The sequence below is a fragment of the Clostridium sp. OM05-5BH genome, from assembly GCF_003481505.1.
In the GTDB taxonomy this organism is placed as follows: domain Bacteria; phylum Bacillota; class Clostridia; order Lachnospirales; family Lachnospiraceae; genus Otoolea; species Otoolea fessa.
This window is the reverse complement of record NZ_QULJ01000009.1, coordinates 35,204-59,186: the sequence shown is the minus strand read 5'-3', so window position 1 is coordinate 59,186 and position 23,983 is coordinate 35,204. Positions and strand designations below refer to the sequence as shown.

At 48.5% G+C, this 23,983-nt stretch carries 17 protein-coding genes; 16 read left to right on the top strand and 1 reads right to left on the bottom strand.

What is annotated here, in order from left to right:
* The first annotated feature begins 9 nt into the window (after positions 1 to 9).
* The 9 genes from DXB70_RS11260 to DXB70_RS11220 all read left to right on the top strand — a co-directional run bounded on the left by DXB70_RS11260 (position 10) and on the right by DXB70_RS11220 (position 14,972).
* Positions 10 to 1,203, top strand: a complete 1,194-nt coding sequence (locus DXB70_RS11260; protein ID WP_118673340.1) for an ABC transporter permease — start codon at positions 10 to 12, stop codon at positions 1,201 to 1,203.
* A gap of 3 nt (positions 1,204 to 1,206) precedes the next feature.
* Positions 1,207 to 2,316: a hypothetical protein gene (locus DXB70_RS11255; RefSeq protein WP_118673339.1), complete on the top strand. Its 1,110-nt coding sequence runs from the start codon at positions 1,207 to 1,209 to the stop codon at positions 2,314 to 2,316.
* A 371-nt stretch (positions 2,317 to 2,687) separates the two neighbouring features.
* Positions 2,688 to 4,043, top strand: a complete 1,356-nt coding sequence (mgtE, locus tag DXB70_RS11250) for a magnesium transporter (RefSeq protein ID WP_022360674.1) — start codon at positions 2,688 to 2,690, stop codon at positions 4,041 to 4,043.
* Positions 4,044 to 4,205: 162 nt separating this feature from the next.
* The gene (gene gltX / locus DXB70_RS11245) at positions 4,206 to 5,663 is read left to right on the top strand and encodes a glutamate--tRNA ligase (RefSeq protein ID WP_118467759.1); all 1,458 of its coding nucleotides are present in this window, start codon (positions 4,206 to 4,208) and stop codon (positions 5,661 to 5,663) included.
* A 281-nt stretch (positions 5,664 to 5,944) separates the two neighbouring features.
* Positions 5,945 to 7,786 (top strand): ATP-dependent helicase, encoded by a 1,842-nt coding sequence (locus DXB70_RS11240; protein WP_118673338.1) that lies wholly within the window; start codon positions 5,945 to 5,947, stop codon positions 7,784 to 7,786.
* 165 nt (positions 7,787 to 7,951) lie between these two features.
* A complete protein-coding gene (locus tag DXB70_RS11235) occupies positions 7,952 to 8,401 on the top strand; it encodes a hypothetical protein (RefSeq protein WP_118673337.1) in 450 nt (149 codons plus the stop codon).
* Positions 8,402 to 8,593: 192 nt separating this feature from the next.
* Positions 8,594 to 11,653, top strand: a complete 3,060-nt coding sequence (locus DXB70_RS11230) for a YDG domain-containing protein (RefSeq protein ID WP_118673336.1) — start codon at positions 8,594 to 8,596, stop codon at positions 11,651 to 11,653.
* A gap of 332 nt (positions 11,654 to 11,985) precedes the next feature.
* On the top strand, positions 11,986 to 13,266 hold the full coding sequence (locus tag DXB70_RS11225; protein WP_118673335.1) for a 2-hydroxyacyl-CoA dehydratase family protein: 1,281 nt from the start codon (positions 11,986 to 11,988) through the stop codon (positions 13,264 to 13,266).
* On the top strand, positions 13,263 to 14,972 hold the full coding sequence (locus DXB70_RS11220; protein ID WP_118673334.1) for an acyl-CoA dehydratase activase: 1,710 nt from the start codon (positions 13,263 to 13,265) through the stop codon (positions 14,970 to 14,972). The genes DXB70_RS11225 and DXB70_RS11220 overlap by 4 nt, the downstream gene beginning before the upstream one ends.
* Before the next feature lie 10 nt (positions 14,973 to 14,982).
* On the opposite strand, the gene DXB70_RS11215 is transcribed toward DXB70_RS11220, so the two are convergent.
* Positions 14,983 to 15,273 (bottom strand): hypothetical protein, encoded by a 291-nt coding sequence (locus DXB70_RS11215; protein WP_147354052.1) that lies wholly within the window; start codon positions 15,271 to 15,273, stop codon positions 14,983 to 14,985.
* A 39-nt stretch (positions 15,274 to 15,312) separates the two neighbouring features.
* Between DXB70_RS11215 and DXB70_RS14175 the strand changes: the two genes are divergently transcribed.
* The 7 genes from DXB70_RS14175 (at position 15,313) to DXB70_RS11185 (ending at position 23,544) form a co-directional block, all read left to right on the top strand.
* A complete protein-coding gene (locus DXB70_RS14175; RefSeq protein WP_181357220.1) occupies positions 15,313 to 15,462 on the top strand; it encodes a hypothetical protein in 150 nt (49 codons plus the stop codon).
* 595 nt (positions 15,463 to 16,057) lie between these two features.
* The gene (locus DXB70_RS11210) at positions 16,058 to 17,371 is read left to right on the top strand and encodes an ATP-binding protein (RefSeq protein ID WP_118673332.1); all 1,314 of its coding nucleotides are present in this window, start codon (positions 16,058 to 16,060) and stop codon (positions 17,369 to 17,371) included.
* An 82-nt stretch (positions 17,372 to 17,453) separates the two neighbouring features.
* Positions 17,454 to 17,843 carry a pyridoxamine 5'-phosphate oxidase family protein gene (locus tag DXB70_RS11205; protein ID WP_118492320.1) on the top strand — a complete coding sequence of 130 codons (390 nt, stop codon included), beginning with the start codon at positions 17,454 to 17,456 and terminating at the stop codon, positions 17,841 to 17,843.
* Between the two features lie 228 nt (positions 17,844 to 18,071).
* A complete protein-coding gene (locus DXB70_RS11200) occupies positions 18,072 to 19,940 on the top strand; it encodes a TIGR03960 family B12-binding radical SAM protein (protein ID WP_118673360.1) in 1,869 nt (622 codons plus the stop codon).
* Positions 19,941 to 19,953: 13 nt separating this feature from the next.
* The gene (locus tag DXB70_RS11195) at positions 19,954 to 20,760 is read left to right on the top strand and encodes a TIGR03936 family radical SAM-associated protein (RefSeq protein ID WP_118673331.1); all 807 of its coding nucleotides are present in this window, start codon (positions 19,954 to 19,956) and stop codon (positions 20,758 to 20,760) included.
* A gap of 104 nt (positions 20,761 to 20,864) precedes the next feature.
* Positions 20,865 to 22,142, top strand: coding sequence for a ribonuclease E/G (locus DXB70_RS11190; protein ID WP_118673330.1), 1,278 nt, complete (start codon positions 20,865 to 20,867; stop codon positions 22,140 to 22,142).
* Positions 22,143 to 22,182: 40 nt separating this feature from the next.
* Positions 22,183 to 23,544, top strand: a complete 1,362-nt coding sequence (locus DXB70_RS11185) for an NCS2 family permease (protein WP_022359656.1) — start codon at positions 22,183 to 22,185, stop codon at positions 23,542 to 23,544.
* Positions 23,545 to 23,983 lie beyond the last annotated feature (439 nt).

The window sequence follows — 23,983 nt, the reverse complement described above, 5'->3', positions numbered from 1 at the left end:
CGGCGGAAAATGCGAACATATATGATATATCTGCTGCTGACCGGAAAGCGCCTGCTCCGCCAGCTGCCGTATTTTCTGGCAGGGCTGGCAGTGATGGTGCTGCTCATCGGCATGGCGGCGTTTTCGGCATCTAAGGTTTTATATGGGGAAACATCTTTAAAGAAAATCGAGGTGGGTGTGGTGCTTCCGGAGGACGATGCGCTTTCGGAAAAGATAACCAAAATGATTGCCTCGCTGGACAGCGTGGAAAGTCTCTGCGACTTTTCGTATCTGGAACACGATGAAGCGTTTCAAAAGATGAAAAGCGGGGAGCTTCAAGCGGTTTTCGAGGTGCCGTCCGGCATGGCGCGCGGCATTTTGGACGGTACGAACCAGCCAGCCACGATCTGGTTTCCGGATGAGAGAGGGCTGGAAGGCGCTGTTTTCCGGGAACTGGCAGAGTCGGGCAGTTCGATGCTTGGCACTTCGCAGGCGGCGATCTACGCGGCAAATGAATGTTTAAATATCCAGGGAGTGCCGGAACAGATTTCGGTGTCTGAACAGGATTTGAACCGTATCTTTTTAAAATATGCGATGAACCGCGAGGCACTTTTCCGGAAGAAAACGGTCAGCGCTGCAGGGAATGTATCGACGGCGGTCTTTTATGGAATTTCGGGGATTGTATTTCTGATGATTCTTACCGGAATCCCGGCAGCGCCGTTTCTGGCTCCCCAGACGGAGGCGCTGGAACAGGGGCTTCGGCGAATCGGGATCCGGCGGTGGTATCCGCTTTTCTGCAAATGCTTGTGCATGACGCTTCTTCTGATGGCAGTCACGGCGGGCGGCTATGGCTGGGCGGTGCAGAAGGGATATGCGCTGGCGGGGCGGGAAGAACTGGCGGCGTGGGGGCTGACCTGCGCGGCAGTTTCGGCGTGGATTCTGCTGTTTTATGAGGTGTGCAGAAGTTCGGCAGCGGCGATTTTGACGTTGTTTGCGGTCAATGTGGTATTTCTCTTTCTGGCGGGCGGCATCATCCCGTCCGTCTTTCTGCCGGAGCTGGTTCAGAAAGTCGGAAATATGACGGTGACGGCGCTCTGGATGGATGGAATCCGCTTTATTGCTTCGGGCGGGGAGGCAGGGGCGGTTCCGGTGCTGTGGAAACTGGCTGCGGCGGCATTGGCATGCTTTGCACTGGCGCTTGCCGCCGGAAAAAGGAGGGATTGACGGATGCGGAAGCTGGCGTGGTGGTTCTGTATGTTTGGAATGACGCTGCGGCGGGCTCTTTACCGCCCGGTGTTCCTCCTGTTTCTTCTTATCTTTCCATTGGGAATGGGCGTGCTCCATCAGGTGGAAAAACGGGATTCCGGGCGGATCGCGGTGGCGCTCTGTCCGGGAACGGATGCATGGAATCAGGCGCTTGAAGAAAGACTGGAATCGGAAGAGAGCAGTTCATTTTTCTTTTATCCGTGCGGGACGGAGGAAGAGGCAAAGAAGGCGGTTATGACCGGACGGGCGGAGTGCGCCTACCTGTTTCCAGAGAGATTAAAGGAACGGCTGGACGAGGGGCATTATACCCGTTCGGTTCGCGTGCTGGTGTCGCCGTCCACGGTGGCAGAGAAAATTATATCAGAAAAGATATTTTCTGAACTGTTCGAGGTGTATGGGCGGGAACTGCTGGCAGACTATGGGAAAAATGGAGCGGCATTCCAGACGGTGATGGCGCGCTGCCAGACGACGGAGGCGCGGGAAAAGGCGTGCGGCGTGCTGATGGAACTCTATGAAAAATACCGCAGCAACGGAAGCACCTTTACCTTTGATTATCAGACCTTACAGGGAGGAACGGCACTGCAGACAGGGGCGATGAAGGTGGTCTTTCCGGTGCGCGGGCTGACGGCGGTTTTCCTTTTTATCATGGGGCTGGCGGCAGCTGTCATGGCGGGCGAGGATGCAGAGCGCGGGCTTTATGCGGCGGTCCGGAGCCGGGAGCGCTGGCTGCTGCAGACGGCGGAGATCGCGGCGTTTGTCTTTTTAGCAACCATTTCGGCGTATGCGGCGCTTCTGGTATCGGGAAATGGGGCAGAGCCGCTTTTAGAGGCGGGAAAGCTGCTTTTTTATCTCTTCTTCGTGACCATGTATGCCTTTGGATGCCTGGCAGTCTGCCGGAAACCGGGATTTCTGGCGGCGCTGATTCCGGTGTTTATCCTTGCGAGCCTCCTGCTCTGTCCGATCTTTTTTGACGCTTCGCTCTTTTTGCCGGGAGCCGCGGGTGTGCGAAAGCTGCTGCCGCCGTGGTGGTATCTGAGCGGCATTTTCGGTTCCAAAAGTGCCTACCCGTGAATAATTACTTTTTAACAACGTTTTTTTGGATAACTTCGATAAAAAGATTGCTATTTTTTCATTCAATTATTATAATAAAAAGAGACATCCGGTATCGAGCATCAATCTGCCGGATGTTTTCATGCGAGAAAATCAGGAGAGGAGTGAACACAATGGAAAGCCGGAGTCATAAGGCGGAATCAGACGGCAGCTACCCAGAACCGAAGGCAGCGTACACATGCATTTGCAGGAATGACAGCTGCAAACAGCGGATTCCTTGTGTACACTGCCGCATCTGTGGATAAGTTTCCGGCATTCTGCCTGTGTGCAGGAGCAGGAAAGGAGCAGCCTGTCCGATTTCCAAAATGACAATATTTTGGAAGGAGACGGGAATGTTAGAAGAAGAGAAGAAAGAAGAGCTGCTGGCTCTGCTGACCGGGAAGAAGTACCGGGAGCTGAAAAGCCAGCTGGTCGAGATGAATGAGGTGGATATTGCCTCATTTATCGAAGAATTGGATTCAGAGAAGACGGTCGTTGTATTCCGTATGCTGCCGAAAGAGCTGGCATCGGAGGTATTTGCCTGTCTGGAAGTCGAACAGCAGCAGCACATCATTACCAGTATCACGGATAATGAGCTGCGCGCCATCATTGATGACCTGTATGTCGATGATGCGGTCGATATGCTGGAGGAGCTGCCGGCGACGATCGTGCGGCGCGTACTTCAGAACTCCAGCCCGGATACGAGAAAACTGATCAACCAGTTCCTCAATTATCCGGAAAACAGCGCCGGAAGCGTCATGACGGCGGAGTACGTGGGACTCAAGAAAAATATGACGGTGGAGCAGGCATTTGATTATATCCGGAAATATGGCGTGGACAAGGAGACGATTTACACCTGCTACGTCATGGATGAAAAGCGCCGCTTAGAGGGCGTTGTGACGGTCAAGGATCTTCTGATGAATGATTATGCGGCGCTCATGGGCGATATCATGGATCCGCATGTGATCAAGGCGTATACGACGGAAGACCAGGAAAAGGTCGTGGAGACGTTCAATGAGTACAACCTCTTGAGTTTACCGGTTGTGGACGGCGAAGACCGTCTGGTCGGCATTATCACGGTCGATGATGTCATGGATGTCATGGAGCAGGAGGCGACGGAGGACTTCGAGAAGATGGCGGCGATGCTGCCGAGTGAGAAGCCGTACCTGAAGACGGGCGTGTTCCAGCTCGCGAGAAATCGTATTCCGTGGCTGATGATCCTGATGTTGAGCAGTATGGTGACCGGCGGTATTTTGTTAAAATATGAGAATGCCTTTTCGGTAATTCCGCTTTTGGTTACGTTTATTCCGATGCTGATGGATACGGGCGGAAACTCCGGCAGCCAGGCGAGCACGATGATCATCCGTGGTATGGCGGTCGGCGAGGTAGAACCGGCGGATATTCTGAAAGTTATGTGGAAAGAAATCCGCGTGGGAATGCTCTGTGGACTTTCTCTGGCGCTTGTCAATTTCGTGCGCCTGATGATCCAGTATCCGGGGCAGGTACTCATCTGCCTGACGGTAGTTATCAGCCTGTTCTGCACGGTTATCATCGCGAAGACGATCGGATGTGTGCTTCCGATTGCGGCGAAGACGATCCATCTCGACCCGGCGATCATGGCGTCGCCGATGATCACGACGATCGTGGATGCGTGCAGCCTGATGATTTATTTCCAGCTGGCGTGCCATCTGCTGAATATGAAGGCGTGATATAAATTACCTGCCTGCTGGCCCATGTTTTCGTATGGTCAGCGCAGTAAATGCGCAGACTTACGGAACAGTTACTTTATTTTATAATTCCAATATTTTAATTATTTCTAGGAAAGGAAAAACTGTTTGGAACATAAGCTTCCAGACAGCCGTGTGAAAAGTATGACAAAGATCAGAACCAGATACGCACCGAGCCCGACAGGCAAAATGCATGTAGGAAACTTAAGAACTGCATTATACGCATACCTGATTGCAAAACATGAGGGCGGCGATTTTATCCTGCGAATCGAGGATACCGATCAGGAGCGTTTCGTTGAAGGCGCGACCGAGATCATTTACAATACGATGCGCGATACCGGACTGAAGCATGACGAAGGTCCGGACATCGGAGGTCCGGTTGGCCCGTATGTACAGAGCGACCGTCAGAAACAGGGCATCTACATGGAATATGCGAAGAAGCTGATCGATAAAGGCGAAGCTTATTACTGTTTCTGCGATCAGGAACGCTTAAACAGCTTAAAGAGAGAAGTAAACGGCGAAGAGATCATGACCTATGATAAGCACTGCCTGCACCTTTCCAAGGAAGAGGTAGAGGCAAACTTAAAGGCAGGAAAGCCGTTTGTCATCCGTCAGAACAATCCGACCGAGGGAAAGACTACCTTCCACGATGAGATTTACGGGGATATTTCCGTAGATAACTCCGAGCTGGATGATATGGTTTTAATCAAATCGGATGGATTCCCGACCTACAATTTCGCAAATGTGGTGGACGATCATTTACAGCAGATCACCCATGTAGTCCGCGGTAACGAGTACCTGTCTTCTTCACCGAAGTACAACCGTCTGTACGACGCATTCGGATGGAAGGTTCCGGTTTATGTGCACTGCCCGACCATCACGAACGAGGAGCACAAGAAGCTGAGCAAGCGAAGCGGTCATTCTTCCTATCAGGATCTGATCGATCAGGGCTTCGTTTCCGAGGCAGTTGTCAACTTCGTTGCTCTGCTTGGCTGGTCACCGGAAAATAATCAGGAGATTTTCTCCTTAGACGAGCTGGTAAAAGAGTTCAACTACAAGAATATCAGCAAATCTCCGGCTGTTTTCGATATGGTAAAACTGAAATGGATGAACGGCGAGTACATCAAGGCGATGGATTTTGATAAGTTCTATGAGATGGCAGAGCCGTACATCAAGAAAGTAATCACCAAGGATCTGGATCTGAAGAAGATCGCGGCGATGGTTAAGACGAGAATCGAGATTTTCCCGGATATCGAGGGACACATCGATTTCTTTGAGACACTGCCGGAGTATGATCCGCAGATGTATGTTCACAAGAAGATGAAGACCAATCTGGAGACATCCTTAAAGGTATTAAAAGATGTTCTGCCGATTCTGGAAGCACAGGAAGATTACTCCAACGACGCCCTGTACGCGGCGCTGTCCGAGTATGTATCCAAAGAGGGCGTTAAGACCGGCTTTGTAATGTGGCCGATCCGTACCGCTGTATCCGGCAAGCAGATGACGCCGGCAGGCGCGACCGAGATCATGGAAGTGCTTGGCAAGGAGGAGTCGATCAGCCGTATCAAGAAGGGGATTGAACTTCTGGAGGCACAGCAGTAGGCTGTCGTAACCGTCGATGTTCGACTTGAAGCAAGTTTGGCTTCGCAGATTAAATCAGTAGGTAGTAAATAAACAACTGCTTTTTCATGTATCGTAGATGCATGAAAAGCAGTGAAAAGGTGCGCTTTGTGAGAAATACATTCCAAGGCGCACTTTTCTTACATTTGTACTTGACAGATTTGCTTCAGATGCGCGGCAGAAGGATGTCTTGCACATCAAAATGCGAATTTCGAAGCAAATATGCCGAGATATTCTTGAATTGTGGAGTAAGGAAACAGGAAATGGCATTCAGTAAAGCACAGACACAGGCAATCATGCATAAAGATGGTCCCATGATGGTTCTGGCGGGACCGGGATCAGGGAAAACAACGGTGATCACCCATCGGGTCCAGTATCTGACGAAGGAGTACGGAATCGATCCGGGGGATATTCTTGTGATTACCTTTACCCGGGCAGCAGCCGAGGAGATGCGGGAGCGGTATGAAGCATTGACCGGCGGCGGCTCCAGAGTCACCTTCGGCACCTTTCATTCGATCTTTTTTAGGATCTTAAAGCTGGCATACCGATATACCGCTGACAATATTGTCCGGGAAGAGCAGCAGATGCAGTTTGTCCGGGAGCTGGCTCAGGCCGGAGGTCTGGAGCCGGAGGATGAAAATGAGTTTGCAGCCTCCATTTTAAGTGAGATAAGCTCTGTCAAGGGAGAGAGGATTGCACTGGAACATTACTATTCCAAAAACTGTCCGGATGCAGTTTTCCGTCAGCTCTATGCAGGCTATGAAGAGAAAATGCGCCGGGCCGGACTCATCGATTTCGATGACATGATGGTGCTGTGTCTGGAACTTTTTACGGAAAGAAAAGATATCCTGTCTGCCTGGCAGAGGAGGTATCGGTACATTCTGATTGATGAGTTTCAGGACATCAACCGGCTTCAATATGAGATCGTGCGGATGTTAGCCAAGCCGGAAGATAATCTTTTTATCGTGGGCGATGATGATCAGTCGATTTACCGGTTCCGGGGAGCAAAACCGGAGATTATGCTGGGGTTTGAGCGGGATTATCCGGGTGCCGGACGGATTCTTCTGGATGTGAATTACCGCAGTACCGAGGAGATCGTGGCACCGGCATTGCGGCTGATCGGAGAAAACCAGAAACGTTTTTCAAAGGCCATCCATACAACGGGACGGCATGGAAAGAATGTGATCACGAAGCTCTGGCAGGATCCGGGGGAAGAAAATCTGGCCATTGCCAGGGAGATACAGCTGTATCTGCAGTCGGGAGTGCGGCCGGGGGATATCGCAGTTTTATACCGGACCAATGCTGGTCCTCGTTTTCTGATGGAAAAGCTGATGGAATACAACCTTCCCTTCCGGACAAGGGATACGGTGCCGAACCTCTATGAACACTGGATTTCGCGAAATATCCTGACCTATATCCGGATCGCCATGGGAAGCCGGGCGCGGGAAGATATTTTGCAGGTCATCAACCGTCCGAAGCGTTATATCAGCCGGGATGCGATGCTGGATGAGACGGTTTCGTTCGAGAAGATGAAGGCATTCTATGCGGAGAAAGACTGGATTGCCGAGCGGATCGAGAGTCTGGAAGGCGATCTGCGGGCCATCGCCCGGATGTCACCTCTGGCGGCCGTCAATTATATCCGCCAGGGCATGGGATACGACGAATATCTGATCGAGTATGCGGCATTCCGGCGGATGCGGCCGGAGGAACTTTTAGAGACTGCCGATGAATTAAAAGAAAGTGCGGCGGGTTTCAAGACCTTTGACGAGTGGTTTGCACACATCGAGGCGTACAAGGAGGAACTGCTCCGGCAGGCGGCGCAGCGGCGGACGGAGACGGACGCGATCACGCTGGCGACGATGCACAGCGCCAAGGGGCTGGAATTTCCCATTGTCTATATTCTCGATGCCAATGAGGGCATCACGCCGCACAGCCGCGCGATGCTGGACGAGGATATGGAGGAAGAACGACGTCTGTTCTATGTGGCAATGACGCGTGCAAAGACCCGGCTGCATGTATATGCGGTGCGGGAGAGGTACCATAAAAAGGCGGAAGTATCGCGGTTTGTGTGGGAGTATCTGGGGCGGGATGGAGATAGCAGGTAACGAAATTCACAATGAAAATCGGGAAATCATATAAATGACGGTATTAAACATATATTGTGTACGGTTTATTGACATTTTTTGAAAATTGTTTAATAATAACATCATGAGAATTAATCTTCATAGGCGTCACAAGAGATGAAAGGTAAACAGAGAGGAGATGGGAGAATGAAAGATATACGAAGGGCGGCAGCGGTGTGTCTGACAATGACATTGGCAGTATCGACATTATTTGGAAATACAGCATGGGCGGATATGCCGCAGAAGACGGAGAGGAAAAAATGTGTCCATGTGCATACCGAGGAGTGCTACGGCGAGCCGGATGAGGAAGCAACCTCGTCCCAGATAGGAGAAGAGCCGACGGAATGTACCCACGTCTGCACTGTAGAAAGCGGATGCATACGGAATACAGCCTCGTCTTCCGGTACGAACGAGGACGATTCTGAAACCGGGCCGGATGATGAAGAAACCAATGATCAGAAGGATTCTGCCGACAAAGCAGAGGATGACGAGAAACAGGAGGATGCACCTTCCGTCAGTACACCATCGGATATGGAAGATACGACAGTTCCAGGCGGAACAGTGATACCGGCTGTGAAGTCCCAGATCTTCTCCTGATCCTGGTATGATCCGGAAGAGAACCTGCTGGATGGAAAATTAGAGCTTAGCGGAGTTACCGAGGAAGCCCAGCCATCCTTCGAAGAAGTCACGGAGTACTTACCAGAGGCTATTGTTGCCCAGGTCGGAGAAGAAAGCGAAGCTGGTAAAGAGGAAAAACTTTCGATCACTGGCTGGAGCTGTAACGAGTATGTGCAGGATGAAGAAGGCCGCTGGCCGCTGGAAGGCACCTATGAGTTTGCAGCAGAGCTGCCGGAGGCATATGAACTGGCGGAAGATGCAGAGGCGCTGGTGGTGGAAGTATCTGTGACAGGAGACCAGGCGGCATTGACGGTATATAATCCTAATAATGTTGTGTTAAATGTAAATTTTGAAAAAGGGGAACCTTCTAAAGGCCTTGCCTATGATGAGAGTGGGTTTTCTAGTTATAAGAACGATGTAATGGATCTATTGAATCAGCATAATATAAGGGTTACTAGTTTAGAAAATGATAGGTTTCGATTAATAATGACGGGTGCTTCCATACAGAATCTTGAGTTAAGCAGGGGAACATGGGAGATAGTATTAAATGGAAGCAATGTATTAGAGGGAGAAGGGAAAGGTGTTGGAGGAGTTGGCCTCAAAATTAAGGAAAATGTAAGCGCGACGATTAAGGAAGGAACAGCACCCGCTTCTTTGACAGCTAAGAATTCTCCAACGACAGGAACAAGTAGGGATGGATCCAGCGGAATAGTGGTCGCAGGCATCTTGACGATAAAAAGTGGAACGATAGAAGCAACTGCCGATGCGGGAAACAATAGCGATCCATTCTCAGGAGGCATTGTTGTGGGAAGCGATGGAATTTTAAATATTAACGGAGGCGCTGTTACTGCTGCGGGAACAGGCAAGAATGGCGTGCTTGTCCGTGGAAATTTCCGGATGACGGGTGGATCATTAACGGCAACTGGAAGTGGGAAACCCGGAATTGAGAATGAGGGTAGTTTTGAACTTTCAGGTGGAACAATTTCAACAAGTGCTGATAATGGTGGAACAGGATTTGTGCAGAGGGGTAAACCTGCAATGATCAGAGCCAACGAACTGATTACGGATCGATTATATATTACTAAGGATAGTTCCTTCACTGTTGCAAGTGGCGGAAAGGTAACCTCCGGAAGTACGACAATTAATAGTGGCACACTTACCAATGAAGGAGAATTTGTTTCAAACGGTCCATTTGTAAAAGAAAAAGACGGAACATTTATCAATAAAGGCACAATCAGCGGAAACGGAAGTCTGCCCGATGATTTAAAGCAGAAACCGGATCAAATTACAGGTTATACAGCGGAAATTAGTAGAGATTATAGCGAAAATATGTCGATCGATGTTCCAAGCCTTGCGGGTATTCATCAACCGGATAGAGCCGGAAACCTGCAATATGAACTTGCTGAATATACAGGAAGTGATAAAGGAGAAGGAACGATTAACGAGAAAACGGGTCAGTTGACGGTGACCAAGGCTGGTGTATTTAAAATCAAGGTGAATACACAGGAAAGTGGATTATATGAAGCCGGAAAAAAACCGGTTTATATAACATTGACGGTTAATAAAGCAAAGTTTCCTGATTCCTGGAACTTGAGCGTAACGGCTGCCAGCGGTGAATATAGGGGAGGCCAAGGATATCCGGCAGCTGCCATTAGCGTAAGTGGTATTCCTAATGGTGCAGGATATGAATATCAGCTGAAGAGTACAAATAGTACGGGTGATTTACAAGAAGCTCAGTGGAAGTCGGAGTGTCCGAGGATTGTGAAGGTTGCAGAGTCTGATCAGTTTGTATTTGTAAGAGTGACAGTAGATAATTACAAGTCGAAGATATTTTGCTCTCGCAACCAAACAAATATTACCCAACGGAGTTTTACAGATACAAAAGTAACACTTGAACCAGAGAACGTCATTTATAATGGTCAATCCCGGAACCCGGAGATCAAAGTGGTTGAGAACTGGCAGGGAGCTTCCAGAGATGAAGTGAATAAGGCGGATTATACAATCAAATATTGGACATATTGGACAGGAACTGATAATAGGGAAGTTACAGAGCGAAAAGATGCTGGAACATACACTGTCCATCTGTTGGGACAGGGAAATTATAAGAATGAATCGAATACAGCTATATTTACAATCGACAAGTGTAAATTAAATGCGCGGATAACCGGAGGCTCTTTCGATAAAGTCTATGATGGAACGACAGATATTAGGGAGGAGCAGAATTTATCCGTTCAGCTTTACAGTGATTCCGGTACTCCTGATTCTCAGGATGTTCGTGCTGACCAGGTGAATTTGGCATATCAGAGTGCGGATGTTGGAGAGCACAATATTGAGGCGGCAAATATCACGTTAGCAGGTGACAATGCAAAGAATTATGAGCTGACAGAAAATAGCACATCTATCAAAGGCAATATCGTAGCACGTGATTTTGCATCCATGACTGTATCGGCAGATCCGCTTACCTATAATGGTACCGAACAGAAACCGCAGATCCATGCATCTGTGGAAACCGGTCTTTCAAATGTGAGTCCGGATGCAGTGGTATTTACTTATTCTAAGAATGGAGTGGATTACCAGAGTGAGATCCCGGGCTTTACAGATGCGGGAACCTATCAGGTATATGTGAAAGCTTCGATGGCCAATTTCAATGATGCTGTAAAAACAGTCAATGTGACGGTTCAGCAAGCGCCTTCAAGCTCAGGCAGTCATTCAGGCGGCGGAAAAGGCAGCGGCGGAAAAGGCAGCGGCGGAAAAGGCAGCAGTGGAAAAAGCAGCAGCGTAAGTTCCGGCACAGTAACCAAAGATAGCCAGAAAGGCTACCGCAGCGAGGAGCAGGGGGTTATCACCGGTGCATCGAATCAGGCAGTGAATGACGGTTACAGCCATTGGATAAAGGATGCCAGAGGCTGGTGGCTCCGCTACAGTGACGGCACCTGGCCTATGGGCAATACCGGTGCATTTCATTGGGAAAAAGTCAACGGCAGATGGTGGGCATTTGGCGCTGAGGGATATCTGAGTACCGGCTGGATCTATGACACCCTGTACCAGGGATGGTTCTATATGGACGAAAACCAGGGTATGCTTACAGGATGGCAGTTCATCAATGGAAAATGGTATTATCTGAATTCAAATCAAGACGGCAGTGCCGGCATCATGTATTCAAAACGCCGGACACCGGACGGCTGGTACGTGAAAGAAGACGGCAGCTGGGATGAAGAGGCGGGAAGATAATAGGTAAAAGAGTTATTTAAAGCGGTTGATCGGGAGGTCAGCCGCTTTTCTTTGATCATATTGAGGTCTTAAAAATTGAAAAACGGTCACCAGAATTTGTGGGAAATGATAAGTGGTTGTTTGCTCAGTTTTTTGGAATATAGATGATTTTGTCACAGGCGTAAAGCTCTTCTCCCCCGCTGTTTCGCATTTCATATCCGATATATTTACAATTCCCATCCAACTGACTATAATAAAGAATGTCCGTTTGCCTGCAAAGGCGCGGAACCATATCCATCTGCATCAGGGCGATATGACAGAAAAATGAACTTAAAAGAATGGAAGAAAGAATAATGGATGTAATTGAAAAATTTGGAAATAGGGTGAGCAGCCAGGCGCTTAAGGATCCGGAAAAAGCGCGTCGGCTGCTTCTTGCGGGATACCGCCTGCAGGAAAAGAAGCTTCAGTTTTTGCCGGATCGGGGGCTGCCGTCGTCGGGACAGTATGTGGCGCGGGTGGTTATGAAAAATATCATTCAGTCGCTGTCGGAACCAGAGAATGCGGCGATGGTCAGCATATTTGTGCCGGGAGAGCTGGTGATGGCGGCAGGGCTGACGCCGTACTCAGTGGAGGCGATGTCCTGTTTTATGGCGGGAACGAAGTGTGAGCAGACGTTTCTTCGGAAAACGGAGGAAGAAGGATTTCCGGAGACGATGTGTTCGTACCACAGGGTGTTTCTGGGGGCGGCGCTGACGGGAATTCTGCCAAAACCGAACTGCATGATTTATACGAACCTTGCGTGTGATGGAAATATGATGACGTTTCCTTATTTAAAGGATAAATTTGAATGTCCAGGCTTTTATATTGATGTTCCGTATGAGAAAAACCGGGAATCGGTTCTGTATGTGGCGGATCAGCTGCGGAAATTGAAACGGTTTCTGGAGGAGACGACGGGCAGACGGATTTCGGAGGAAACAGTGCGGAGTGCGGTAGATAACAGCCGGAAAGCGGCAGCGAATTATAAAAAACAGCTTGCCCTGCGGTGTGCGCATGACCCGGTGACCTCTCTGACGAATGAATTGTATGCGCTTTTTATGTGCCATCTGATGGCTGGCTCAGAGACGGCGGTTACCTATACGGAAAAACTTCTGCGCGATGTGCGGATGTCACCGAGGGGAGATGGTCTTTCGGTAATCTGGATGCACATCATGCCATTTTTACAGGAGCCGGTTAAGGATATTTTTAATTATAGTAAGAAAATGCACATCCGCGCTTGTGATTTCATCGCAGATGGTTTTCAGGAGATGCATGCGGAAGACCCGTATGAGGCGATGGCAGAGAAAATGGTCTACTGCATTTACAACGGCAGTGTGAAACAGAGAATTGAGGAAGCGGAACGGCTTGCCAGAATCACGGAAGCGGATGGTGCTGTTTTATTTGCCCACTGGGGCTGTAAGGGAACGATCGGTGCATCCAGCCTGATTAAGCAGTCCTTAGAAAAGACAGGACTTCCGACGATGATTCTCGACGGTGACGGCTGCAACCCTGCTAATACCAGCGACGGTCAGGTATCGACGCGGCTTCAGGCGTTTGTGGAAATGCTGGAAAAGGGCAAGGAGGAGAAACACGCATGATTTATTACGTCTGTAAGTACACCCCGATCGAGCTGTTCCGGGGGTTTGGAGAAGAATGTTCTGTTTTGGAGGAAATGCCGGAAAATTTCGAACAGTCGGATCAGATTGCACATGCAAATCTGTGCGGCTTTGGAAAATCGGTCATTCAGGCAGTGCTGGAAGGAAAGGTTGAACAGCTGGTGCTGGTAAACTGCTGCGATTCGATGCGGCGCGTTTACGATATCGTGGAGAGCACGGGAAAATGTAAGTTTTTATATATGCTGGATCTGCCGCATGATGATAATGAATGTGAAAAAGTGAAATTTGCGGGCACGATCCGGAAGCTTAAAAAGGCATATGAGGCATATTCCGGGAAAGTGTTTGATAAACGCGCTTTTATCAAGTCCTTTATTACGCCGGAAATGAACACGGAGCCGTACATTGGTGTGCTGGGCGTGCGGGTCAGCGGCATTCTGGAGGATATGATCCGGAACAACATCCAGATGGATGTGGAAAATCTGACCTGTACGGGTGGTCGGAAACTGTCGGTCGTACAGGATGAAATGTGGAATATGGAGGAAGAGGAGCTGTTTCTTTCTTATGCGGACGTCCTGCTGGGACAGATGCCGTGTTTCCGCATGAACCGTTCGATCCGCAGAAACCGTCTGTATCTGGATCCGAATTTAAAGGGAATTATTTATCACACGATCAAGTTCTGTGATTATTATGGATTTGAGTATGCGAGTATCAAGCGGGATATCAAGGTTCCGCTCCTTAAGATTGAGACTGATTTTACGAGCCAGAGCGCGGGGCAGCTTTTGACGCGCATTCAGGCATTTGAGGAGACGATCGAGGGATCAGAGGATATGGATCCGGGAAAAGGTATCAGTGAGGAGGCAAGAAAGAAGATGGAGTCGGGCATTTTTTATGTAGCGGGAATCGACAGCGGTTCGACAAGTACGGATGTGGTCATACTGGATCAGGATGGAAAAATTAAATCGACGATGATTATTCCGACCGGCGGCGGTGCGATGATGAGCGCCGAGAAGAGTCTGGATCTGGCGATTGAGAAAGCGGGAATTAAGAAAGAGGAGATCGTGCGGATCGATACGACCGGATATGGACGATCCTACATTGACAGCGGGGATGACAGCATCACGGAGATTACCTGCCATGCCAAGGGCGCAAATTATCTGAATCCGAATGTCCGCACTATCATCGACATTGGCGGGCAGGATATCAAGGCGATCAGCATCGACGGGCAGGGAGCCGTGAAAAATTTCCTGATGAATGACAAATGTGCCGCCGGAACGGGACGTTTTCTGGAAATGATGGCGAAAACGCTGGGACTTTCCCTGGAGGAAATGAGTGTGAAAGGGCTGGAATGGAAGCATAATATCGTGATTTCCAGCATGTGTACGGTGTTTGCAGAGTCGGAGGTCGTGTCGCTGGTGGCACAGAATAAGGATGTGGCAGATATTATCCACGGTTTAAATGTGTCAGTTGCCTCAAAAGTCGGCGCGTTGGCAGCCCGCCTTGGAAAGGATCATCCAGGCGAATATATGATGACCGGCGGTGTGGCGAAGAACCAGGGTATCATCCAGGCATTGGAAGAGAAGCTTGGTGCTAAACTTTATATCTGTGATGAGGCGCAGCTCTGCGGTGCGCTGGGAGCGGCGCTATTTGCTTATGAGAAATGTAAAGGCAGTGCGGAGGAAACGCGATGAAGCGGCAGGGTTAAAACACTTGTATCGATATTTTCGTCAGATATTCACTGGGAGAGGCTGTGGCCAATTCGTCGATCACAGCCTCTTTATAAGAGTATTTGCCGGTTTTAAACTTGTGTTCATCGATCCAATCAAAGAGTTTTTCGTAGGTGTCTTTCGAGTCATAGTAATTTCCCATTAAGTAAGCAACTGCATAGGTTCCGGTCGGTTTTAAGTGATAGGGGTGATTTTTCGGTTTTGTTATAACTTTTGTGAAAAAATAAGCATAGGTATTCAGATGATTTTTTCGTAAATCTGCCACATCCAGCATGGCTCCATAAGGATGACCGGCATTTAGAGCGTGGGCATTGCAGTAACCGATGTGGCGGCAAAGAGCCTGGATGATTTTCTGATGGTCATCTGTATGAATCGGATCGCTGAGAATCAGATATTCTTCCGGTGTCGTCTCGAGAAAAATACGACCATTTTTATTTTCTGTATGGAAGAATAATTCATCTTCTGTGTATTCTGCCTGTTTCTGATTCAGTGATTCCTGGAGTGATACCAGGGATAATTTTATATGATTGGACTGTAAAGTGAATAAAAATCCAAGAATGCATCTACATTCTGAAATCAGAAATCAAATTAAAACATTATAATCTTCGATGCCTCGTTGGGAAGCCAAAGGGGTATTTTTTTACCCAATCAGGCTGTATAGGACACCTCATTTTTGATGTCTTTGGACGGTGCGGGAAGCATACTGATTGGAATCCTTATATCTATGGTATAGCTTTTTGCAATACAAAAAGACTTTACATATGGCTATAAAAATCAACTGTATTCCAAGCGGAACCTTCCCCCATTTTCTGGAACACGAAAAAGAAGAAACGCTTTCGGTCTATCTGGAGGCCGTCAAATGGGCGCTTCTGGAAGAATGAATATGTCCGAAAAAATGTTGGAATTATAATAATATTAATCGAAAAAATGTGATTTATAATAAAATAATGTCCGCAAAAATGCTGTTTAGCAATGGAAATATGCCCTGAAAAGTGTTAAGATAGAATGCAGATGCTTTTGGATGTATATGTTGCGCAGGAGGTTTCTTAATGGAAAGAGAGCTGTTTACGAAACTGGAACGATGGATGAATAAAAAGAACAGAAAGCCGCTGATCATACAAGGAGCGCGCCAGGTCGGAAAAACCTGGATTATGAAGGAATTTGGAGCCAGGTTCTATGAAAATACAGTCTATATCAATTTTGATAATAATAAAGCAATGAAGGATGTATTTGACCTAGACTTTGACTTAAAGCGGATCCTTTCTGCAATCAAAATTGAGTACGGAAAGAGTTTTCAGGCTGAAAATACATTGATTATTTTTGATGAGATCCAGGAAGCACCAAAGGCGCTGGCATCTTTAAAATATTTCTATGAGAATGCACCGCAGTATTCTATCATTGCAGCTGGTTCCCTGCTCGGTGTTGCATTACATCAGGGAACATCCTTTCCTGTTGGGAAAGTTGATTTTTTAAAATTATGCCCTATGAGCTTCAATGAATTCATTTTGGCAGTTGGTGAAAAGGGGTTGCATGAAGCGTTGAGGTCCCAAGATTATGAACTGATCAATGCATATGCCGGGAAATATACGGATTTGTTAAAAAAGTATTATTATGTGGGCGGAATGCCAGAAGTAGTCCAGACATATATTGATTCCGATGATCTATTTGAGGTACGTGAGATCCAAAACAATCTTCTGCAGTACTATGAAGAGGATTTTAGCAAACATGCGCCAAAGGAAGTTGTTCCGCGCATCATGATGGTCTGGAATTCGATTCCTTCCCAATTGGCTAAGGAAAATCGTAAGTTTATGTATGGAGTACTACGAGAGGGTGCACGGGCAAAAGATTTTGAACTTGCAATTCAGTGGTTGGAAGATGCAGGGTTAATCCTGAAAAGCTATAGAGTATCAAAGCCAGATATTCCACTGATTGCGTACATGGAAATGAACAGTTTTAAAATGTTCATGTTCGATGTGGGATTGTTAACCGCAAAGGCCGGACTATCAGCAAGACTTCTATTGGAGGGAAGCCGGATCTTTGAAGAATTCAAGGGGGCACTTACGGAACAGTATGTTGCACAGGAGTTACACGCTGCAGGATATCCGCTTTATTATTTTGCAACAGCACGATCAACTGGAGAGATAGATTTTATGTTGCAGGGAGATTTAGACTGCGTTCCGATTGAGGTGAAGGCAGAACAGAATCTCCGTGCCAGGAGTTTGAGGGCATTTTGCGATAAATATAAGCCGGGCATGGCGATTCGTAGCAGTATGTCAAATTATAAGCAGGAAGACTGGCTGACAAATGTTCCGTTATATATGCTTGCGGAATATTTGAAAAGAACAATATATGTGGTAAGCTGATAACAATTTACCTCAAAACCAACGGGGTATTTTTTGTTCTGAATCAGACAATACAGAAGTTCGCGCTAAGCGAACTAATGAAATGGAGGTTCTGGAGTCCCTTCACGGCAATGTAGTATGTGCATTAGCTGCCGGAATCGGTGACTATGTGCGATGTACTCTCTTGGAATATAGCTATCACGATGGCCAGTTTTGGATTTTTACAGAAGGCGGCGAGAAGTTCATAGGACTTGAGAGGAATAAAAATGTCAGTCTTGCTGTCTTTGAAAAGCCCCCGGACTTTGGTGCGCTGAAAAGCGTACTGGTCATGGGAACGGCAAAGCTCATCGAGCCGATGTTATTTGAGGTTCCTGGATTTGATGAATATTCGGAAAACTTGATAAAAAGTTCGATGATAGGAGTTCGAAAGATTTCTTTCGGGAAAGAATCTGTTGCGGAAACGCGGGAAATACCGTATAATAATGCGGTCTGATCTGCACATATGCAACAGATTTGTCCGTAAAAAAATGAAAAATCAGAATTGTGCGTATTTCAGAAACAATTTTTTGCTGTAAGAGTGAAAAAAGTTATGTAAACTGTCTGCAAAAAAATACTTGACAAGAATTTGTGTTTTTACGCTTACGGAGAAGAACAAAAAAAGAACTAAAAAACAGCGATGAACACATCGCAAAAAATGAGAAATGTAGGTAAAAATAATTTTATGAGAAAATTAGCATTAAGTGATGAAATCCTTCTCAAGATCTCCCAGCCGGCGCGTTATATTGGCGGCGAGGTGAATATGGTGAAGAAGGATCCGTCGAAGGTAGCAGTCCGGTTTGCCATGTGCTTTCCGGACGTGTACGAGATCGGTATGTCCCATCTGGGCATCCAGATTCTTTATGATATGTTCAACCGCCGGGATGACGTTTACTGTGAGCGTGTTTATTCCCCGTGGATGGACTTAGATCCGATCATGCGGGAGCAGAAGATTCCTCTGTTTGCTGTTGAAAGCCAGGATCCGATCAAAAAATTTGACTTCCTTGGAATTACAATCCAGTACGAAATGTGCTACACCAATATTTTGCAGGTGCTGGAATTATCACAGATTCCGCTCCATGCAGAAGATCGTACCGAGGAGGATCCGATCGTTATCGGCGGCGGTCCGTGTACCTACAATCCGGAGCCGATTGCACCATTTTTCGATCTCTTCTACATGGGTGAGGGAGAGGTGGTGTATTATGACCTCATCGACCGCTACAAGGAGATCAAGGCGCGCGGCGGCAGCCGTCAGGAATTCTTAGAGATGGCGGCACAGATTCCAGGAATCTATGTACCGGCATTTTATGACGTGTCCTATAAAGCGGACGGCACGATCGAGGCTATGATCCCGAACAACCCGCACGCGCCGCAGACCGTTTCCAAGCAGCTTGTCATGGATATGAGCGATACCTGGTATCCGGAGAAGCCGGTGGTTCCGTATCTGCGCGCGACGCAGGACCGTGTGGTTCTTGAGATCATGCGCGGCTGTATTCGTGGATGCCGTTTCTGCCAGGCGGGCATGGTATATCGCCCGGTGCGCGAGCGCAGCCTGGAGGAACTGAAACGTCTGGCACGGACGATGCTAAAGAGCACCGGACATGAAGAAATTTCGCTGAGTTCGCTGAGCTCCAGTGATTACACGAAGCTGGAGGGAATCGTCAATTTCCTGATTGACGAGTTTGACGGAAAGGGCGTCAATGTGTCCCTGCCGTCCCTGCGTATTGACGCATTTTCCCTCGATGTCATGAGCAAGGTGCAGGACGTGAAGAAGAGCAGCCTGACCTTTGCACCGGAGGCGGGATCCCAGCGTCTGCGTAACGTTATCAACAAGGGTCTGACCGAGGAAAATATTTTAAATGGTTCCGCCGAGGCGTTCAAGGGCGGCTGGAACCGCGTAAAGCTCTACTTCATGCTGGGACTTCCGACCGAGACGGTGGAAGATATGCAGGGCATTGCCGAGCTTTCGGAGAAGGTGGCGGAAGTGTACTATGACACGGTTCCGAAGGAACAGCGCCATGGCAAGGTGCAGGTAACCGCCAGCACCTCGTTCTTTGTGCCGAAGCCGTTTACCCCGTTCCAGTGGGCGCCGATGTGCACGAAAGAGCAGTTCTTGGAGCGTGCAAGCATCGTCAACCACCGCATGAAGGAGATGTTAAATAAGAAGAGTCTCCGCTATAACTGGCATGAGGCGGATGTGACCGTGCTGGAAGGTGTTCTGGCGCGCGGCGACCGCAAGGTGGCAGCTGTGATCGAGGAGGCGTACCGCAAAGGTGCAATCTACGATTCCTGGTCCGAGTATTTCAACAATGATATCTGGATGAAGGCCTTTGAGACCTGCGGCGTGGACATTGATTTCTATACGACGCGTGAGCGAAGCCTTGATGAAGTGTTCCCGTGGGATTTCATCGACGCGGGTGTGACGAAGGATTTCCTGAAACGCGAGTGGGCGAACGCACAGGCGGAAACGGTAACGCCGAACTGCCGGATGCGCTGTTCGGGATGTGGTGTCCGTAAGTACGGCGGCGGAGTCTGTTTCGAAGAACGGGCATGAGGAAGGAGCGGTCATGAAAATACGAATTAAATTTCAAAAACAGGGAACGGTGCGTTTTATCGGTCATCTGGACGTGATGCGTTACTTCCAGAAGGTGATGCGCCGGGCGGAAGTGGATATCCGTTATAGCGAAGGATTCAGCCCGCACCAGATCATGTCCTTTGCGTCTCCGCTCAGCGTGGGGCTTATCAGCCATGCGGAGTATGTGGATATTGATGTCAATTCCAGCGGAAATTCGACCGGGATGGTGCGCCGCTTAAATGAGGTCAGCGCCGAGGGGCTGGAGGTGCTCAGCTACCGCGAGCTTCCGGAGACGGCAAAGAATGCGATGTCGCTGGTGGCAGCTGCTGATTACACATTCTGGTTTAAAGAGGGATTTGAACCGGAGGACGGCAGCAGTGTAGAAGAATTTTTCGGGAAATTCCTGACATTCTGCAAAAGCGAGACAATTCCGTTTGTGAAGCAGACGAAAAAGGGCGAGAGAACCGTGGATCTGCGTCCGCTGATCTGTGAGGCGCGAATCGCAGAGCGGAAAGAGTATGTTCCGGCGATGGTCGCAGACTGGTATCCGGATCTGGAAAATGAGACGGTTGAGGAGGAAAAACAGGCAGAAGGAATCTGTGTCTTCCTGCGCCTCTTATCGGGCAGTGCGGCAAACGGAAAGCCGGAGCAGGTATTGCAGGCATTCTATGAGAGCCTGGGGCTGACCTACCGCCCGTTTGCTATTCAGGTCCAGCGCGAGGAGCTGTATGCGGACGAGGGCGCCGAGGGTGCACCGGAGTATGTGCCGCTGGAGGCGTATGGAAGCGAGATTGTGTAAATGCTTCAATGTTCATTAAGAGATGAAATGCGAAGCGCCGGCAAAATCCGGCTGCAGGTAGCGCAAAGTGTGAACGGCAGCAAAAAAGAGAGGAGACGAAGAGTTTGGATCAGTTAATAGTGACAAAATGGAAGGATCGAAGCCTGACGGCGCTCCTCTCGGACGGGCACTGCCGGTCGCTGACGCTGGAATCTGGCGATGAAAGCCTGCTGGGGAATATTTACATCGGCAAGGTGAAAAATGTGGTAAAAAACATCAACGCCGCGTTTATTGACCTCGGCGGTGGAAAAACCGGATATTTCAGCCTGGCGGAAAACCCGGTTCCGCTTTATACAGACGAGCTGAACCAGCTATGTTCATTCGGATATTCTGGAAATTCTGAGAAGAAAGTAAGTCCACGGAAACTAAAAGCTGGAGACGAGCTTCTCGTCCAGGTGTCCCGCGACGCCCTGAAAACCAAGGATCCGTCCGTGACCTGCTGTCTGAATTTTCCGGGAACCTATATGGTTCTGACGGTTGGAAAACCGCAGATCGGATTTTCGGCAAAAATCAAGGATAATGCCTGGAAAGAGAAGGTGCGGGAGGAACTTCTGACACATAAGGATGAGCGTTTTGGACTGATTGTCCGGACGAACGGGGCGTCGGCTTCCATCGAAACACTCTGTGCCGAGACGGAGAAGCTGAAACAGCAGATGGAAGAACTTTTTGCCCGGGCAGCCTGCCGCACCTGTTACAGCCTTTTAGAGCAGGGTACGCCGCCCTATATCCAGAGTCTTAGGGATGCGAAGAAAGGAACCCTTTCGGAGATCATCACAGATGTGCCGGAGTATGCGAAGAAGATTGAGGCATGGCTGGAGGAAGAGAAGGAAGAGGACAAGGAACAAAAAGAAAATCAGACCCAGGCAGATAAAAATGAAAGCATAAAACAGGCGGTTCCGAAATTGTCCCTATATACAGATGAGAACCTTCCATTAATGAAGCTGTACCGCCTGGAATCGGTGCTTAAAAGTGCGTCGGATCGCCGTGTCTGGATGAAATCCGGTGGATATCTTGTGATTGAACCTACGGAAGCGTTGACAGTTATCGATGTCAATACGGGGAAATACACCGGCAAGAAGACACCGGCGGAGACCATTCTTAAGATTAATCTGGAGGCGGCGCATGAGGTGGCGCGCCAGCTTTCCCTGCGGAATCTTTCCGGTATTATTATTGTGGATTTTATCGATATGGAATCGAAAGAAGATCAGGAGACGCTGATGCGGACGCTCGGGGAAGAGCTTTCCCGTGATCCGGTCAAAACGATCCTGGTGGATATGACGCGGCTTGGGCTGGTGGAGATCACCCGCAAAAAGGTGCGCCGTCCGCTTCATGAGATTTTGTAGCGGTTGAATCATAGAATGAAAAACACAAGGAGAAGAAAAGATGTTTGAAAAAGTATTTAAGCTATCCGAGCATCAGACGACCGTAAAGACGGAAGTCATGGCTGGAATTACGACCTTTATGACGATGGCGTACATTCTGGCAGTTAATCCGAGCATCCTCGGATCGACCGGCATGGACCCGACTGCGGTGCTTCTGGCTACGGCTCTGGCATCATTCATCGGTACTGCCTGCATGGCATTTATGGCGAACCTGCCGTTCGTTCTGTCCGCAGGCATGGGGCTCAACGCGTATATGGCGTATACGGTGTGCGCGGGCTATGGCTATAGCTGGCATGTTGCACTGCTGGCTGTATTTGCAGAGGGTCTGATCTTCATCGTGCTGTCTCTGACAAACGTGCGCGAGGCGATCTTCAATGCGATTCCGTTGACTTTAAAGCGCGGTGTGTCCGTCGGCATCGGTCTGTTCATCGCATTTATCGGTCTTCAGAATGCGGGACTTTCAGTAGACTCTTCCACACTGGTAACGATCATCAGCTTCCCGGAAAATTTCCATACCGCAGGTATCTGCGCGCTGCTGGCGCTGATCGGTCTGTTTATCATGGCGGTTTTATACACCTACCGTGTAAAGGGCGCGATTCTGTACGGCATTCTGGGAACCTGGATTCTCGGTATGCTGTGCCAGGTAACCGGCATTTACACACCGGACGTAGAGAATGGTTTCTACACCCTGTTCCCGACCCTGGGAATCACCGATTTCTCCAAACTGGGAGAGACATTTGGTAAATGCTTTACCGTTGACTTCGATGCAGTTGGAATTATCAATTTTATCGTAGTTATTTTCTCATTCCTGTTTGTAGATATTTTTGATACACTTGGTACATTAATTGGTGTAGCAACCAAGGCAGACATGCTGGACGAGGAAGGCCGTCTTCCGGGTATCCGTCCGGCGCTGATGGCAGATGCGATCGCAACTTCCTTTGGTGCGGTATTAGGTACTTCCACAACGACTACCTTCGTTGAGTCTGCATCGGGTGTTGCAGTCGGAGGACGTACCGGTCTGACTGCCCTGGTATCGGCACTCCTGTTCCTGCTTTCCACCCTGTTTGCACCGATTTTTACGGCGATCCCGTCCTTTGCGACGGCTCCGGCATTAATCATGGTTGGCTTCCTGATGGTGGGAACTGTAACCGAAATTCGTTTCGATGAGGACAATATCACCGAGGCAATCCCGGCATATCTGGCAATCATCGCCATGCCGTTGTTCTACAGCATTTCCGAGGGTATTTCCATGGGAATTATCTCTTATGTGCTTTTGAATGTGGCAGCAGGAAAAGCAAAGAAGATCACTCCGCTGATGTATGTGCTGGCGGTGCTCTTCGTTCTCAAATACATTTTCCTGTAACAACTTGTAATAATTTAACCCCTGAAAACTTGACGAAAACAGGTTTTCATAATAAAATAGTCTATATCAAAAAAAGTTTTTAAAATTTTTTTGATTAACGTGCAATAAAATGCGTATGCAGCGCATTAACTTATTGAACGGATGAAAATCATTCCCGCGCGGAAGAACGCGGACAGAGACGAACAAAAAAAATCAAGTTACTCGAAATTCCTTGATGCATTACACTCCGTTACGAACTGTCCAAGATTTTCTGCTGGGATCTTTTCGGTATCGGTTGACAACCAGCAACCGATATTGGGTAAAAAGCGCCGGACCTGCTTGCAGTGCCGGCGCTTTTTACTGTACAAAAAAGGGGTAATTTTTATCAGGAATATCTCATTGACATTTTGGCGGGCAGACGGTATAAAGGACAGAGGGTAACTGTTCACAGGCAGGAATT

Excerpts from the sequence above, each read along its gene's own strand:
- DXB70_RS11220 (WP_118673334.1), top strand. The coding sequence starts at position 13,263 with ATGATTTATTACGTCTGTAAGTACACCCCGATCGAGCTGTTCCGGGGG.
- DXB70_RS11235 (WP_118673337.1), top strand. The coding sequence starts at position 7,952 with ATGAAAGATATACGAAGGGCGGCAGCGGTGTGTCTGACAATGACATTG.
- DXB70_RS11185 (WP_022359656.1), top strand. The coding sequence starts at position 22,183 with ATGTTTGAAAAAGTATTTAAGCTATCCGAGCATCAGACGACCGTAAAG.
- DXB70_RS11240 (WP_118673338.1), top strand. The coding sequence starts at position 5,945 with ATGGCATTCAGTAAAGCACAGACACAGGCAATCATGCATAAAGATGGT.
- DXB70_RS11260 (WP_118673340.1), top strand. The coding sequence starts at position 10 with ATGCGAACATATATGATATATCTGCTGCTGACCGGAAAGCGCCTGCTC.
- DXB70_RS11200 (WP_118673360.1), top strand. The coding sequence starts at position 18,072 with ATGAGAAAATTAGCATTAAGTGATGAAATCCTTCTCAAGATCTCCCAG.
- DXB70_RS11205 (WP_118492320.1), top strand. The coding sequence starts at position 17,454 with ATGGAGGTTCTGGAGTCCCTTCACGGCAATGTAGTATGTGCATTAGCT.
- DXB70_RS11225 (WP_118673335.1), top strand. The coding sequence starts at position 11,986 with ATGGATGTAATTGAAAAATTTGGAAATAGGGTGAGCAGCCAGGCGCTT.
- DXB70_RS11210 (WP_118673332.1), top strand. The coding sequence starts at position 16,058 with ATGGAAAGAGAGCTGTTTACGAAACTGGAACGATGGATGAATAAAAAG.
- mgtE (WP_022360674.1), top strand. The coding sequence starts at position 2,688 with ATGTTAGAAGAAGAGAAGAAAGAAGAGCTGCTGGCTCTGCTGACCGGG.
- DXB70_RS11195 (WP_118673331.1), top strand. The coding sequence starts at position 19,954 with ATGAAAATACGAATTAAATTTCAAAAACAGGGAACGGTGCGTTTTATC.
- DXB70_RS11255 (WP_118673339.1), top strand. The coding sequence starts at position 1,207 with ATGCGGAAGCTGGCGTGGTGGTTCTGTATGTTTGGAATGACGCTGCGG.
- gltX (WP_118467759.1), top strand. The coding sequence starts at position 4,206 with ATGACAAAGATCAGAACCAGATACGCACCGAGCCCGACAGGCAAAATG.